We start from the raw sequence: 14,605 nt of genomic DNA, 5'->3' as shown, positions 1-14,605 counted from the left end.
TTCGCTGACGGTCGAGTTCACGCCGAGTTCGCGCATGGCGCGTTGACGAGTCCCTGTTGTCTCCCTAGCTTCACCGTGCGTCTCGCGTGTCTCGTATGTCTCGTGTATCGATGAGCGGGAGGAGTCGGCCGTGCGCCGATCTGTCCGGGGGATCCTGGTCGTCCTGACCCTGTGCGGGTCGTTGCTGTCGACGGTGTCGGCAGGGCCCGTAGGTGCCGCCGAGGAGAGACAGGCCGCGCCGGTCCCGCTTGAGCGGCTGTTCGACAACATCGCCGTCAGCGACGACAGCCGGCCCGCGGCGGCCGACTTCGACGGCGCCGGTGCCTCCCTGTCGGCGCGGGACCTCACGGCCGCGGGCTGGGCTCCCGGCCGCACCCTGACCGTCCAGGGAGCCCGGCTGACCTGGCCGCGACGGGCGCCGGGCGAGCCGGACAACGTCCGCGCCGCCGGACAGGACGTCCGCGTCACGGGGCGCGGCGACGCCCTCGCCTTCCTGGTGGCGGGCACGGCCGGCACGGAGGCGGGCGGCCCGGGCACGGTCACGTACGCGAACGGCACCCGCTCCGGCTACCGGCTGACCGCGCCCGACTGGCGCACCGGGCCGCTCGCGACGAAGGCGGTGGCCCTGCCGCACATCAACACGCCCGGCGGGCAACTCGCCGAGCAGGCCCGCCTGTACGTCGTGACGGTGCCGCTGACGCCGGGGCGCGAGCTCGCCTCGGTCCGGCTGCCGCGCGCCGCCGGACTGCACGTCTTCGCGGTGTCGGTACGGACCTCCACACAGGGCTGGACGGGCAGCTGGACGACGTCGACGGGCGGCTACGCGGCCGTGGGGCCCTGGACGGACCGGACGCTGCGGCTGGTGGTGCGCACGTCGGCGGGCGGGCCCCGGGTGCGGATGCGGTTCGACAACACGTTCGCGGCGGCCCCGGTGCGGATCGGCGGCGCGACGGTCGCCGTGCAGGCCTCGGGCGCGGCGGCACTCGGGACGCCGGTGCCGCTGTCCTTCGCCGGTGAGGAAAGCGTGGAGATCCCGGCCGGGGCGCAGGCGTACAGCGATCCGCTGGGCTTCGCGGTGCCGGCGGACGCCAATCTGCTGGTCAGCTTCCATCTGCCGGGCCCGGTGCCGGCGGCGCCCCTGCACCGGCTCGCGCAGCAGCGGTCCTACGTCAGCGAGCCCGGCGACCACGCGGCGGACGCCAGCGCCGGGGCGTACACCTCGGTGATCACCAGCTGGCCGCTGCTCGCCGGGGTCGACGTGAGCGGCGGGCCCGGGTCGGTGGTGCTGCTCGGGGACTCGATCACCGACGGCGACAAGTCCACGGTGGACGCGAACCGACGGTGGCCGAACGTGCTGGCCGGCCGGCTGCTGCGGCAGAGCGCCGTGCCGCGCTACGGGGTGCTGAACCAGGGCGTCTCGGGCAACCGCGTGGTCACCGACCGGTATCCCGGCGACGGGGTGTCCACGGACACGGCCGGGGTGAGCGCCCTGCACCGGTTCGACCGGGACGTCCTCGCCCAGCCGTCGGCCCGTACCGCGATCGTCTTCGAGGGCGTCAACGACGTGCGCTGGGGCACCTCGGCGGAGCAGGTGATCGCGGGGCTGCGGGAGCTGGCGGCGCGCGGGCACGCCCGGGGCCTCAGGATGCTCGCGGCGACGATCCTGCCGTGCGAGGGCGAGACGCGGTGCACAGCAGCCGTCGACGCCGAGCGGGTCGCGGTGAACGAGTGGATCCGCGAGGGCGGGGTCTTCGACGGGGTGCTCGACTTCGACGCCGTCGTACGCGACCCGGCCGACCCCTCTCGGATCCTGCCCGCGTACGACAGCGGCGACCACCTGCATCCCGGGGACGCGGGTCTTGCGGCGCTGGCGGAGTCGGTGGACCTGCGGCTGCTGTGAGCCGGCCGCCTCGCGGCCGCCGTGGGCTACACGTCCAGGTCGACCACGACCGGGGCGTGGTCCGACGCGCCCTTGCCCTTGCGCTCCTCGCGGTCCACGTACGCGTCCTTGACCGCGTTCGTGAACGGCGCGTTGGCGTACACCAGGTCGATGCGCATGCCGCGGTTCTTCGGGAAGCAGAGCTGGCGGTAGTCCCAGTACGTGAACGGGTGCTCGTACTTCAGGGGCCGCGGGACCACGTCCGACAGACCCGCCTCGCGCAGGGAGGCCAGGGCGGCGCGCTCGGCGGCGGTGACGTGGGTCGCGCCCTCGAAGGCCGCGCGGTCGTGGACGTCGTCGTCCGTCGGCGCCACGTTGTAGTCGCCCATCACCGCGAACGGGCGGCCGCCGGCCGCGTCACCGGCGACGGCGGCCTTGAGGGCCTCGAACCACTGGAGCTTGTAGGCGTAGTGCGGGTGGTCCACCTCGCGGCCGTTCGGCACGTACACCGACCAGACGCGGAGCGGGCCGCAGGTCGCCGAGATGGCGCGGGGCTCCACCGAGCCGTCGAACCCGGGGTCGCCGGGCAGGCCCTTGACGACGTCCTCGATGCCGACGCGGGAGAGCACCGCCACGCCGTTCCACCGGCCGGTCGCGTGGACCGCCGACTCGTAGCCCAGCTCGCGCAGCTGCTCCGCGGGGAACTGCTCCTCGGCGACCTTGGCCTCCTGGAGGCACAGCACGTCCGTGCCGCTGCTCTCCAGCCAGGCCAGGAGCCTCGGCAGGCGGGCTGTGATCGAGTTCACGTTCCAGGTCGCGATGCGCATGTCCCACAACCTACCCGGAGGGTCTGACAACGCCGCCCGGGCCTCAGAGGCCGGCCTCAGAGGTCGGCCGACGCCCCGGGGGTGAGCCGCAGGTGCTCGGCCCCGCCGAGGCCGCCGATCTGGTGGTCGTAGATCGGGCGGGCGATATCGGTGAGGTAGGCGTCGTGGATGTCGTAGGCGCGCTGCGGGGCGAGCTCGCGGACGTAGTCGATGACCTCGGAGATCTTGCTCCACGGCGCCATGACCGGGAGCATCAGCGTCTCCACCGGGTGGTCGGGGACGGTGAGGGCGTCGCCGGGGTGGAAGACCTTGCCGCCGTCGACGAGGTAGCCGACGTTGGTGATGCGCGGGATGTCCGGGTGGATCACCGCGTGGAGTTCGCCGTGGACCTGGACGTCGAAGCCCGCGGCGCTGAAGGTGTCGCCGTGGCCGACGGTGTGGACCCGGCCGGGGAAGGCGGACGAGATCTTCTCCGCGACCGACTTCAGGGTCCAGATCCGCGCGGCCGGGTTGCTCTCCATCGCGGCGCGCAGCCGGTGCTCGTCGAAGTGGTCGGGGTGCTCGTGGGTGACGAGGATCGCGTCCGCGCCGAGCGCGGCGTCCTCCTCGCTGAACCCGCCGGGGTCCAGGACGAGGGTCCGGCCGTCCTTCTCCAGGCGGACGCAGGCGTGCGACATCTTCGTGAGCTTCATGAGTCCATCCTGCCCCTCCGGGTCGCGCCCGCCCTCACTCCTGGGGCGTGGTCTCCTCGCGGATGACCTGCTGGGCGACCTTGAACGCGCTGTTGGCGGCCGGGACGCCGCAGTAGACGGCCGCCTGGAGCAGTACTTCCTTGATCTCGCCCGGGGTGAGGCCGTTGCGCAGGGCGGCCCGGGTGTGGAAGGCCAGCTCGTCCAGGTGGCCGCCGGCGACCAGGGCGGTGAGGGTGACGGAGCTGCGGGTGCGCCGGTCGAGCCCGGGGCGGTCCCAGATCTCGCCCCAGGCGTAGCGGGTGATGAACTCCTGGAAGTCCCCGGAGAACTCGTCGGCCTGCGCCAGCGCCCGGTCGACGTGCGCGTCGCCCAGCACCTCACGGCGGACCTTGAGCCCGGCGTCGTAGGGATCGGGGCGCCCCTGCGCCTGGGGGGCCACTACCGGGGCGATCTCGGCGACGGGCCCGGTCTGGAGGGGCTGCTGCGGTACCGGGGACAGGGCCGGCTTGACGGCGGCCGCGGGCAGGGCCGTATGGCCGGTGGAGGTGTCGAAGCCCGGCTGCCAGGCGGTGGAGAAGTGCCGCACCAGGAGGTCGGTGACCGCGGCGGGCTGCTCCACCGGCACCAGGTGGGAGGCGCCGGGGACGACGGCGAGGCGGGCGTCCGGGATGCCGGCGACCAGGGTTCGGGCCTCGGCGGGGCCGGTGACCTGGTCGTCCGAGCCGACGAGGACCAGGGTCGGCACACCGACGCGGCCGAGTTCGGCCCGGACGTCGAACGAGGCGAGCGCCTCGCAGGCGGCGATGTAGCAGCCGGGGTCGGTGGTGCGGACCATCTGCACGGCCCACTCGGTGATCGCGGGCTGCGCGGCGGCGAACCCGCCGGTGAACCAGCGCTCGGGCGAGGTGCGGGCGATGGGGTCGAGGCCGTTCGAGCGGACGATCACGCCTCTCTGCCGGAACTCGTCGGCGGAGCCGAAGCGGGGCGAGGTCGCGATCAGCGCCAGGGAGGCGAGCCGCTCGGGGTGGCGCAGGGCCAGCTGGATGCCGACCGCGCCGCCGAGCGCGCAGCCCGCGTAGCCGAAGCGCTGCACGCCGAGCCCTTCGAGCGTGTTCAGCAGCCGTGTGGTGAGGTCGTCGACCGAGCCCGCCGGGTACGCGGGCGCGCCGCCGTGTCCCGGCAGGTCGAACCGGAAGACCCGCCAGTGCTTGATCAGCTCGGGGATCTGGCGGTCCCACATGTGCCAGGTCGTTCCGAGCGACGGACCCAGGATCAGGACAGGCGCGTCTTCTGGCCCGTCAAAGCGGTATTGAAGGGTGTTGGTCGTACTCTCACTCACCCGACTCACGCTCCCACATCTCACGATTTCTCACGTACCTGGGGCGCAACCCCATGCAAGCCGTCCCACTTTGTGGCGGCTCCGCGAAGATCTTCGGCATCCGGCTTCACGTCCCACCGCCCGGTGGCCGCCTCGTCCCCCGGCCAGGCGCGTGAGGCACGACGCGCGTGCATCGTACCGAGGCACCGTGGACCGGTGCGGGGTAGAGCTCTATCCTTGGCCCGCATGATCGCCAAGCTGCAGTGTGTGGTGCTGGACTGTGCCGATGTCGATGAGCTGTCCCGGTTCTACCAGTCGCTGCTCGGCGGCGTGGTGAACCAGCCGGATCCGCGCTGGTCGCTCGGCGACGACTGGGCGACGCTCCACACCGACGACGGGCTCGTGCTGGCCTTCCAGCGGGTGGAGGACTACCGGCCACCGCAATGGGCGGATCCGGACCGGCCCCAGCAGTTCCACCTCGACCTGGGGGTCAAGGATCTGGACCAGGCTCAGGCGGACGTCCTCGATCTGGGCGCCACGGTGCTCGATGAGGAGGACACCGGGCGGAGCTGGCGCGTCTTCGCGGATCCGGCGGGTCACCCGTTCTGCCTCGTCAGGCACTGACGCCGAGCCCACCTGCCCAGGCGCACATCAGGGGTTCCGGAAGACACCGGTGAACGCACGGTCGCCCCGTGGGTTCAGGGGGCGTCCACGAGGCGATCCAGTGCGGGCGCCAGGACCGGGGCGAGCGCATCGGCGTAGGCCTCCGAGAGGTGGCTGTCGTCGCGGTAGACGGCGGTGTCGGCTACGACCACGGGGCAGATGCCGGTGCGAGGGGCGCAGAGCCAGGGGGTGGGGTCGATGACCGTGGTGGCCGTGGTGGATGCGGCGGCGCGGAGGGCGGTACCGCGGGTCGCGTCGTGGATCGCGTCCGGCAAGTGGTCGGCGCAGGCGCGTAGTTGCAGGGAGTTCCTGGCGGCGCAGTCGATCGGGTCGCCCTTGGGCCATGGAGTGTCGAGCAGGGCGGCGACCCGGACGCCGGAGGCGCCCAGGGTGCGGAAGGTGCGCTCGAAGCCGGTGGTCCACTGGTGGAGGGGGTCGCCGGCGGGGCGGGCCGGGTCTCCGGCGTCCGAGGAGGAGACGACGACCAGGTCGGGGCGGAGGGTCCCGATCCTCGCCATGGCGTGGGAGCGCCAGGTGTCGCAGGCGGTGTACGGCTTGTGGCCGCTGGTGATGGTCACGTCGGCGACCTTGCAGGAGGCCTTCGTCAGCGAGACCAGCTTCCAGCCTCGCGCGGTCGCGAGCCGCTGCAGGGCCGGGAACCACTGGGCCGCATGGGAGTCGCCGAAGAGGACGACCGTACGGGAGGAGGTCCGGTCGCCGTAGACACAGGGCCGGGTGCCGGTGGCGGCGTGGTCGACGTGGCAGCCGTCCCGGTAGACCGCGGAGCGGGAGGACTTCACCTTCGGCAGGGGCGGCGCGAGGTTGCTCGGCAGGGCGGTGGGGGACGACGCCAGGAGTTCGGTGAGACGCTCCTGCGGAGCAGGTGAATCGGAGAGAGCCCGCGCCAGCGCGGGCGCGGGGCCGCCCACCTCGATCGTCGGTGGGACCGCCGTCGCCGTCAGGGACAGCGCCGACGCGGCGGCCGACAGCGCGGCCCCGAGCACCAGGGCACGGCGGGGCCGCCTGCGGAAGGCCCGGTGGAAGCGGACCGGGTTCTCGACGAGGCGCAGGGTCAGCCACGCCAGGCCCAGCGCCGCCGCGGACAGCCCGAGCGCGAGCGGCACGCCGGCGGTACCGTCGGCGCGGCCCAGCGCCGCCGGGGCTATAACGAGGAGCGGCCAGTGCCACAGGTACCAGCCGTACGAGAGTCCGCCGAGCCACACCAACGGTCGCCGCCCCAGCAACCATCCCGCGCCGCGTGCGGTGGGCGCGCAGCCGCCGGCCAGGACGAGCACGGTACCGGCGACCGGCAGGAGAGCGTGGTAGCCCGGGAAGGGTGTCTCGTCGTCGTACCAGACCGCTGCCAGCGTGACGCAGGCCAGGCCGAGCCAGGTCAGCGGGGCCGCGAGGGCGGCGGGTATCCTCTCCAGCCGGCCGGTGCCCAGTGCCAGGAGCGCGCCGGCACCCAGTTCCCAGGCCCGGGTGAGGGAGCCGAAGTACGCCCAGGGCGCCGAGGAGTTCGTCATGAGGACGCCCGCCGCGAACGACCCCAGGCACAGTACGCCGAGCGGTACCGCGACCAGTCGGCGCCGGCCGCGGGCGAGCCGCCAGGTGAGCAGCAGGAGCAGCGGCCACACCAGGTAGAACTGCTCCTCCACGGCGAGCGACCAGAAGTGCTGGAACGGCGACGGCGGGCTGTTCTGGGCGAGATAGTCCGTACCGGCCGCCGCCAGCCGGAAGTTGACCGCGTACAGCGCGCTGGCGAGGGCGTCGCCCGCGTACTCGGCGAGCCGCGCCTTCGACAGGAACAGCCACGCCCCGCCCAGCGTGACGGCGATGACCAGGGACGCCACGGGAAGCAGCCGCAGTGCCCGGCGGGCGTAGAAGGAACGGACCGATACCCGGCCGGTGAGGGAGAGTTCGCGCAGCAGCAGCGAAGTGATGAGAAAACCGGAGATCACGAAGAAGACGTCGACACCGACGTAGCCGCCACTCACCTGGGAGACGCCGGCGTGGGCGAGCACCACGAGCCCGACCGCCACCGCGCGCAGCCCCTGGATGTCGAGCCGCAGGACGTGGCCTCGGGAGGGTACGGATCTGCCGCTCGCCGGGACGGTACGTATCTCGGCGGACGTGATGCTCGACATCGGGTGACTCCTCGGGCGACCGACTTGCTTCACCAAGAAGATCGGTCCGGCCGCCTCACCCGGTTCCACTGTCGGCGCCCCCACTTCGCCTCAGACGCGAAGGTTCAACCGTTCGAAACCATCGGTTCACCCCGTTCAGCCCGCGGACACGGGACTTCGAGGGTGGGCCCTCAGAGGTCGCCCGGCAGGCCGAGGCCCGTCAGCGCGCCCACGGGGTCCAGGTCGGGGGTGCCTCTCGGCCACCAGTCGTCGTGGCCCGGTTCGGACTCGTAGGCGTACCACAGGCCGTCGCGGCCCAGGCGGAGCTGGACGTGGCCGTGGGGGTGGGTGAGGTGGTTGCGGCCGGGGCGGAAGGCGGGCAGGTCCGCGGCGAGGAGGAGGGGACGGGCGCGGTCGAACCGGCCGGCCGGCGGGTCCCACGGCTCCTCCAGTACGGCGAGGCCCTCCAGTCCGCCCTGACGCCAGGCGGCGACCGCGCGGGCCAGCTCGGACGGTGTGCGGCCCGCCGCGGAGGCGAGGGAGGAGTAGAGCGCCCGGGTGCCCGCGGTGAGCCCCGAGCCGGGGCGGGCCGCGGCCAGGCGGACCGCGTCCTGCCAGAGGGTCAACCGCCCGACCGGGTCACGGCCGGTGGCGAGCAGGGCGTGCGCCCGGGCGGCCGCGTCCGTGGCCAGTTGGTCCAGCGCGAAGGGGTCCGGGCCGCCGGGGGACGCCGGGTAGGCCGGTGGCTGCTCGGGGTGCGCGGGCGTGGGCAGCGGCACCGGCAGGGGCGGGAGGGCGCGTGGCATGAGGGCGTCTGCGGCCCGTACGCCGGGGAGAGGCTCCGGTTCCTTGTCCTGGGCGGCACGCGCCGCGCGGGTGGCGCTCAGCCGGGACAGCGCCTCGAGCAGGTCCCGTTCGCCCCGGCCGCGCAGCAGGAGCAGGACGAAGGGGTCGGCGTCGAGCAGCCGGGCCGTCTGGTAGCAGAGGGCGGCGGCGTGCTTGCAGGGGTGGCCCCGGTCGGGGCAGCTGCACCGCGGTTCCAGCTCACCGGGGCCGGGCAGCAGGGACACGCCGCAGTCCGCGAGGGAGTGGGGCATCTCCTTGTCGAGGAGCGCCGCGATATGCCCGGGCCGGTCGACGGCGGCGTCCAGGAACCGCTCCCAGTCGGCTGCGTCGAGCGTGCGCAGCCGCACCTGCACGCGGTACGGGCGCGGGCGGCTGCCCTGTACGTACGCCAGCACCAGTCCGGGCGTCACGGTGATGGCGTCGACATTCCCCTGCCCCGCGTATCCGCGCCCGCGCTCCAGCCGTTTGGCGTCCAGGGCGCCCTGCTCCAGGGCGGCGACCCAGGCGTTTCCCCACCAGCTCTCGGCGAATCCCCTGCCGTCGGGCTCCCGGGGCGGGAAGGCCGGGAAGGTACGGCGGAGTTCGCTGTCGCGGCTGGGGGCGGCCATGGAGCGGGGCTGGTGGGGGGTGGTGTGAGGGGGTACTGCGTTTCGGGGGGTCGGGGGCAGGGCGGACCAGGGGTTGGAGGTCGCGGGGTGGCCGGGAGTCGGCGGGTCAGGGGGCGAGGTGCCAGGGGTCGGCGGGCCGGGGGTCGGCGGGCTGCGCGGCGCGTCGGCCCTGGGGTGAGGCGAGCGCCCGGGGCCCGTTTCGTCGGAGTCCTCGGGCTCCGCGTCCGGCTCGTCCGCGTCCGTGGGCATCCGGAAGAGGTCGCCCAGCAACTGCCGTACGTCACGGGCTCCCCCGCCGACGGTGTGCTCGCGCGTCCGCCGCTCAGGCTCCGGCCTCTCGTGCGCGGCGCCCTGCCGGGCAGCCCGGCGCCTGCGCCCGATCCCTTCGCGGGCGGTCTCCTCCCTGGCCCGCCGCGCGTCGTCCCGAGCCGCGCGCAGTGCCTCGCGCGCGACGTCCCCCGCTCGCGGACCGGGCTGCTCGGTGGCGCCGCCGGGAGCATCGTCAAGGGTGTCCCGGCGCGGCACGTCGGTGGGCACGCTCCTGCCCTCGCCCTCGGACGGCCCACCGGACGGAGCCGCGGTCGGGCCACTGCCGCCGTCGTCGCCCTCGGTGCTTCCGCTGTGGTCCCCGCTGCTGTCACCGTGGCCCGACGAGCCACCCGGCACCTCGGTCACCGCGTCATCGGCGTCATCGGCCCGATGCACGTCGCCCGGGGAGCCCGTCTCGCCCCCGTCGGCCCCGCGACGCTCGGACACCGCCCTGCGCAGTGCCGCGCGGGCCGCGTCTCCCGGCCGGGCGGTCTCCTGGTCGGCGGGTGACGGGGCGGGGGAAGGTGCCGGATGGGGAGACGATGCCGGGTCCGGGTCCCGGGTCGCCTTCTCCCGGGCTGCCCGCAGGGCCCGGCGGGCCTCCTCGGCCCCGCTGTGGGTCATGGCGTCCTCCGCAGGGAGACCAGGTCGGACAGCTCGCGGTCCGTCAGTTCGGTGAGGGCCGACTCGCCGGAGCCGAGGATGGCGTCGGCCAGGGCGCGCTTGGCCTGGAGCATCTCGGCGATGCGGTCCTCGACCGTGCCCTCGGTGATGAGGCGGTGGACCTGGACGGGCTGGGTCTGGCCGATGCGGTAGGCCCGGTCGGTGGCCTGTTCCTCGACGGCCGGGTTCCACCAGCGGTCGAAGTGGACGACATGGCCCGCGCGGGTGAGGTTGAGGCCGGTGCCCGCGGCCTTCAGGGACAGCACCAGGACGGGGGTCGAGCCGGCCTGGAACCGGTCCACCATGCGCTCCCGCTCCGGGACCGGTGTGCCGCCGTGGAGGAGGTCGACGGGGACCGCCCGGGTGGCCAGGTGAGTCGTGATCAGACGGGCCATTCCCACGTACTGGGTGAAGACGAGCGCGGAGCCGTCCTCGGCGAGCAGGGTGTCCAACAGCTCGTCCAGCAGGGCGAGTTTGCCGGAGCGGTTGGCGAACCGGTCGCCGCCGGGCCGGGCGTGCTCCGGCGCGTGGTCCTCCTTCAGGTACAGCGCGGGGTGGTTGCAGATCTGCTTCAGGGAGGTCAGGAGCTTCAGCACCAGGCCTCGGCGGGCCATGCCCTCGGAGGTCTCGATGGCGAGCATCGACTCGCGGACCACCGCCTCGTACAGCGCGGCCTGTTCGCGGGTGAGCGGGACCGGGTGGTCGGTCTCCGTCTTGGGCGGCAGCTCGGGGACGATGCCCGGGTCGGACTTCTTCCGGCGCAGGAGGAAGGGGCGGACCAGGCGGGCCAGGCGCTCCACGGCCTGCTCGTCCTCGCCGGTCTCCACGGCCCGTGCGTGCCGGGCGCGGAAGGACTTCAGCGGGCCGAGGAGGCCCGGGGTCGTCCAGTCGAGCAGCGCCCACAGCTCCGACAGGTTGTTCTCGACGGGCGTGCCGGTCAGGGCGACCCGCGCGGGGGACGGGATCGTGCGCAGCGCCTTGGCCGTGGCCGAGTAGGGGTTCTTGACGTGCTGCGCCTCGTCGGCGACGACCATGCCCCAGGCCCGCTCGGCCAGGGCGGGGGCCGCCGAGCGCATGGTGCCGTAGGTGGTGAGGACGAAGCCGCCGTCCAGGCCGGTCAGGCTGCGGTCCGGGCCGTGGAAGCGGCGCACGGGGACGCCGGGCGCGAACCGGGTGATCTCCCGCTGCCAGTTGCCCAGCAGCGAGGCCGGGCAGACCACCAGGGTCGCCTCGCTGCGGGCCCGCTTGAGGTGCAGGGCGATGAGGGTGACGGTCTTGCCGAGGCCCATGTCGTCGGCGAGGCAGCCGCCGAGGCCCAGGGAGGTCACCAGCTCGAGCCAGGCCAGGCCCCGGAGCTGGTAGTCGCGGAGGGTGGCGTGCAGGCCCGGCGGCGGTTCGGCCGGGTGGATCCCCCTGGTCAGGCGGTCGCGCAGGGCGGCCAGCGCGCCGACCGGGACGGCCTCGACCGTCTCGCCGTCCACGTCGGCGGTGCCGGTGAGGGCGACGGACAGCGCGTCGACCGGGTCGAGCAGGCCCAGGTCCCGTTTGCGGGCCTTGCGGACCAGGGCGGGGTCGACCAGCACCCACTGGTCGCGCAGCCGCACGACCGGGCGGTGGGCCTCGGCGAGGGCGTCCATCTCGGCGTCGGTGAGCGGGTCGCCGCCGATCGCCAGCTGCCAGCTGAACCGGAGCAGGTCCTCGCTCTCGAAGAAGCCGGTGCCGTCCTTCGCCGAGCCGGGGGCCGCGTGGACCACCGCCGTGGCGGACAGGTCCTGCGCGAGGTCCCTCGGCCAGTGCACGGCGACCCCGGCCGCGGCGAGCCGGGTGGCCGCTACCCCGAGGAGGTCGTTCAGCTCGTCCTCGGTCAGCGCCAGTACGTCGGGCACGTCCTGGTCGGAGAGCCGGTCGAGCGGGGGCCAGACCCGGGCCGCCCGGCGGACCGCGAGGGCCGCGTCCACGCGAGCGCGGGGACCGAAGGCGTCGTCGGCCCCGCCCGCCCACAGGGCCGCGGCGTCGGCCACGAGGGTGGGGTCGGCGAGGCTGTGCACCTGGACGATCGCGGCACCGGCGCTGCGCAGGCCGCCGGAGGAGTCGTCGAAGAGGTCGTACGCCGACAGGTCCAGGCGGAGCGAGATCCGCACTCCGGCGTCCATGCCGGCGGCGACCTCGGCGGCCCAGTCGTGGGCGTCGGGCAGGCGCTGGGCCTCGCGGGCGGCGAAGGGCCTGCCGGAGGTGTGGGGCGCGGCCGGGGTGCGGGGCAGGGTGTCGGCGACCGCGTCCAGGAAGGCGCGCACCAGCGCTTCCGGTTCGGGGAGGCGGACCGGGCCGGGGCCGGGCAGCGGGACGGCGTGCCCCTCGTACGGCAGGGCGGCGGCCACCGCGCGCAGGTGCGCGATGTCGTCCGGGTCGAGGGGGCCGGCACGCCACGCGTCGTGCCCCGCGGCGGTCAGGCCGGGCAGCAGCCGGCCGCGCGCGGTCAGCCGCAGGGCGTGCAGGGCGGCCGCGCCCCAGCAGGCGGTGGCGGGGTGGGCCGCTGGGTCGTGCCGGGCGCGCACCAGGAGCGGCAGGGCCGCGTCCAGCGGGAGGGACAGCGCCGGGGTGGTCCGCCGCCGGACTCCGGCGCCGTGCCGTCGTACGACGGTCAGCTCGGTGGGCGCGGCCTCCTCGGTGTCCTCCGCGTCCCCCGTGCGCAGGGGCTCACCCTCGGGGTCCCAGAAGGCGATCCGCCCGTCGCGCGGGAGGGGCGCGGGCAGGAAGACGGCCGGGAGCCGGACCGGGACCGTCGGCTCCCCCGCCCGCTCGGCCACCGCGGCCGTGTCGCCCATACGTCCTGCCACCTCCCGTCCCGCGTGTCGGATCAGTCGTCTCCGACTCTACGGGCGGGGTCTGACAATCGGCTCCGGCGACCGTACCGGCCCTCGGGTCAGGGCACGGTCCGGGAGACCACGAACACCCAGGGGTAGGCCGGGTTGGACAGGTCGACGACCACGTCGTGCGTGGGGGCCGGGTTCTTCTGCCGGTGGACGACACCCGACCACAGGCCGTCGTCGGCGAACTTCCAGCCGGTGACCTTCCGGTCGCGGGCGCCGATGGTGACGTGGCCCTTCTTCAGGTCGTCCCGGGTCAGGCCGAGGCCCGTCAGACAGGCGTCCAGACCGGCCGCGTTGGTCTCGAACTGGGCGTACAGGCGGCTGGTCTTCCAGTTGTTGGTCTCGTAGTACGCCACGTGCCAGGCCGGGTGCGGGACGGGCACCTGGTAGATCCGGCGCTGGAGCTTGGAGGGCCAGCCCTCGGTGAGGCCGGTCGCCGAGTACTTCGCCTCCTTGTCCTTGCCGCTGTCCCGGCTCTGGTTCGCGGAGATCACCAGGTAGCCGGCCGGGATGCCGATGAGCAGCACGATGATCAGCAGGGTGAGCGCCCTGCGGCGGATCATGTGGCGGCGGTCCTCGACCGGGCGTTCCGGTTCGTCGGGCCAGGGGCCCTGGTGGGGCAGCGAAGCGGTCACGGCGTCTCCTGGGTACTGCGGAGGGACTGCGCGTACCGCTCGTAGCGCTCGTACCGCTCCACGCGGCGGCGCTTGGCGCGGCGGAAGCGGCGGGCGACCAGCCGGGCCAGGTCGGCGGCGCCGACCATGCCGGCCTCGGGACCGAGCTGGGCCCGGGTGATGCGGGCCTCGGGGCGGTAGCCGCGGCCCGTCAGATGCCGGCGGAACGCGTCCCGCGCGGGGCCGATCAGCAGGTCGTCGGCGGCCGAGACACCGCCGCCGATCACGAAGCAGGAGGGGTCGAGGGCGGCCGCGAGGTTGGCGATGCCGACGCCGAGCCACTGGCCGATGTCCTGGAGCAGCTCGATGCACATGGCGTCGCCCTCGCGGGCCAGCTCGGTGATCATCGGGCCGCTGATCTCGGAGATGTTGCCCTTGACGTGCTCGATGATCCCGTACGCCACCGGCGAGTCGGCGGCGGCCAGCTCGCGCGCCTCACGGACCAGGGCGTTCCCCGAGCTGTACTGCTCCCAGCAGCCGCGGTTGCCGCACGGGCAGCGGTGGCCGCCGGGCACGACCTGCATATGGCCGAACTCTCCGGCGACGCCGTACTTGCCGCGCTTGACCTGGCCGTCCTCCAGGATCGCGCCGCCGATGCCGGTGCCCAGCGTGATCATGACGAGGTGGTCCTCGCCGCGGCCGGCGCCGAAGCGCCACTCGGCCCAGGCGGCGCTGTTGGCGTCGTTGTCGACCAGGACGGGCACGGCGAGCCGCTCGGCCAGGCGGTCGCGCAGCGGTTCGTTGCGCCAGGACAGGTGGGGGGCGAACAGCACGCGGTTGCGGTCGGCGTCGACCCAGCCGGCCGCGCCGATGCCGACGGCGTGCACGTCGTGCCGGTCGGAGAGGTCCAGGACCAGTTCGGCGATGGTGTCCTCGACGACCTTGGGGCTCTTGGACTTGTCCGGGGTCTCCGTGCGGAGCTTCTCCAGGATGTTGCCGTCGGCGTCGACGACGCCCGCCATCACCTTCGTACCGCCGATGTCGATGCCGACCGTCGGCACGCGGGGTGCGGTCAGGTGTGAGCGGCGCTCCCGGGTGCCGACGGTGCGCAGGGCCGTGGCACGGCGGGAGCCGATGGGGGCGGTGAAGTCGCGGTAGGTGCTCATCGCGCCCGATTCTGCCTCACCGTG

10 protein-coding genes are annotated in these 14,605 nt (G+C 74.2%); 2 read left to right on the top strand and 8 right to left on the bottom strand.

Annotation, left to right across the window (positions count from 1 at the left end):
• Positions 1-130: 130 nt before the first annotated feature.
• Positions 131-1,900: an SGNH/GDSL hydrolase family protein gene (locus ACZ6I3_RS26480; RefSeq protein WP_469417922.1), complete on the top strand. Its 1,770-nt coding sequence runs from the start codon at positions 131-133 to the stop codon at positions 1,898-1,900.
• Positions 1,901-1,926: 26 nt separating this feature from the next.
• On the opposite strand, the gene ACZ6I3_RS26475 is transcribed toward ACZ6I3_RS26480, so the two are convergent.
• The 3 genes from ACZ6I3_RS26475 to pcaDC are packed head-to-tail and all read right to left on the bottom strand — an operon-like array spanning position 1,927 to position 4,737.
• On the bottom strand, positions 1,927-2,706 hold the full coding sequence (locus tag ACZ6I3_RS26475) for an exodeoxyribonuclease III (RefSeq protein WP_469417920.1): 780 nt from the start codon (positions 2,704-2,706) through the stop codon (positions 1,927-1,929).
• Positions 2,707-2,762: 56 nt separating this feature from the next.
• Positions 2,763-3,398 carry an MBL fold metallo-hydrolase gene (locus tag ACZ6I3_RS26470; protein ID WP_469417918.1) on the bottom strand — a complete coding sequence of 212 codons (636 nt, stop codon included), beginning with the start codon at positions 3,396-3,398 and terminating at the stop codon, positions 2,763-2,765.
• 34 nt (positions 3,399-3,432) lie between these two features.
• On the bottom strand, positions 3,433-4,737 hold the full coding sequence (gene pcaDC, locus ACZ6I3_RS26465; protein ID WP_469417916.1) for a bifunctional 3-oxoadipate enol-lactonase/4-carboxymuconolactone decarboxylase PcaDC: 1,305 nt from the start codon (positions 4,735-4,737) through the stop codon (positions 3,433-3,435).
• 225 nt (positions 4,738-4,962) lie between these two features.
• On the opposite strand from pcaDC, the gene ACZ6I3_RS26460 reads away from it, so the two are divergent.
• Positions 4,963-5,340, top strand: a complete 378-nt coding sequence (locus tag ACZ6I3_RS26460) for a VOC family protein (protein ID WP_469417914.1) — start codon at positions 4,963-4,965, stop codon at positions 5,338-5,340.
• A gap of 74 nt (positions 5,341-5,414) precedes the next feature.
• Here the strand turns inward: ACZ6I3_RS26460 and ACZ6I3_RS26455 are convergent, their stop codons facing one another.
• From ACZ6I3_RS26455 to ACZ6I3_RS26435, 5 genes are all read right to left on the bottom strand, one after another.
• Complete coding sequence (locus ACZ6I3_RS26455) at positions 5,415-7,526, bottom strand: acyltransferase family protein (RefSeq protein ID WP_469417912.1); 2,112 nt, start codon at positions 7,524-7,526, stop codon at positions 5,415-5,417.
• Positions 7,527-7,696: 170 nt separating this feature from the next.
• On the bottom strand, positions 7,697-9,892 hold the full coding sequence (locus ACZ6I3_RS26450; protein ID WP_469417911.1) for an SWIM zinc finger family protein: 2,196 nt from the start codon (positions 9,890-9,892) through the stop codon (positions 7,697-7,699).
• A complete protein-coding gene (locus ACZ6I3_RS26445; RefSeq protein ID WP_469417909.1) occupies positions 9,889-12,756 on the bottom strand; it encodes a DEAD/DEAH box helicase in 2,868 nt (955 codons plus the stop codon). The genes ACZ6I3_RS26450 and ACZ6I3_RS26445 overlap by 4 nt, the downstream gene beginning before the upstream one ends.
• A 98-nt stretch (positions 12,757-12,854) precedes the next feature.
• On the bottom strand, positions 12,855-13,436 hold the full coding sequence (locus ACZ6I3_RS26440; RefSeq protein ID WP_469417907.1) for a sugar kinase: 582 nt from the start codon (positions 13,434-13,436) through the stop codon (positions 12,855-12,857).
• Positions 13,433-14,581, bottom strand: coding sequence for an ROK family glucokinase (locus ACZ6I3_RS26435; RefSeq protein ID WP_469417905.1), 1,149 nt, complete (start codon positions 14,579-14,581; stop codon positions 13,433-13,435). The genes ACZ6I3_RS26440 and ACZ6I3_RS26435 overlap by 4 nt, the downstream gene beginning before the upstream one ends.
• Positions 14,582-14,605: the final 24 nt, after the last annotated feature.

It is taken from the genome of Streptomyces sp. NPDC041940 (assembly GCF_055589465.1).
The sequence above is the reverse complement of the archived record's forward strand: the minus strand, read 5'-3'. Positions and strand labels throughout refer to the sequence as shown.

What these genes read in the sequence shown, in the direction of transcription:
- ACZ6I3_RS26475 (WP_469417920.1), bottom strand. Translation starts at nt 2,706, where the DNA reads ATGCGCATCGCGACCTGGAACGTGAACTCGATCACAGCCCGCCTGCCG.
- ACZ6I3_RS26470 (WP_469417918.1), bottom strand. Translation starts at nt 3,398, where the DNA reads ATGAAGCTCACGAAGATGTCGCACGCCTGCGTCCGCCTGGAGAAGGAC.
- ACZ6I3_RS26460 (WP_469417914.1), top strand. Translation starts at nt 4,963, where the DNA reads ATGATCGCCAAGCTGCAGTGTGTGGTGCTGGACTGTGCCGATGTCGAT.
- ACZ6I3_RS26455 (WP_469417912.1), bottom strand. Translation starts at nt 7,526, where the DNA reads ATGTCGAGCATCACGTCCGCCGAGATACGTACCGTCCCGGCGAGCGGC.
- ACZ6I3_RS26450 (WP_469417911.1), bottom strand. Translation starts at nt 9,892, where the DNA reads ATGACCCACAGCGGGGCCGAGGAGGCCCGCCGGGCCCTGCGGGCAGCC.
- ACZ6I3_RS26445 (WP_469417909.1), bottom strand. Translation starts at nt 12,756, where the DNA reads ATGGGCGACACGGCCGCGGTGGCCGAGCGGGCGGGGGAGCCGACGGTC.
- ACZ6I3_RS26435 (WP_469417905.1), bottom strand. Translation starts at nt 14,581, where the DNA reads ATGAGCACCTACCGCGACTTCACCGCCCCCATCGGCTCCCGCCGTGCC.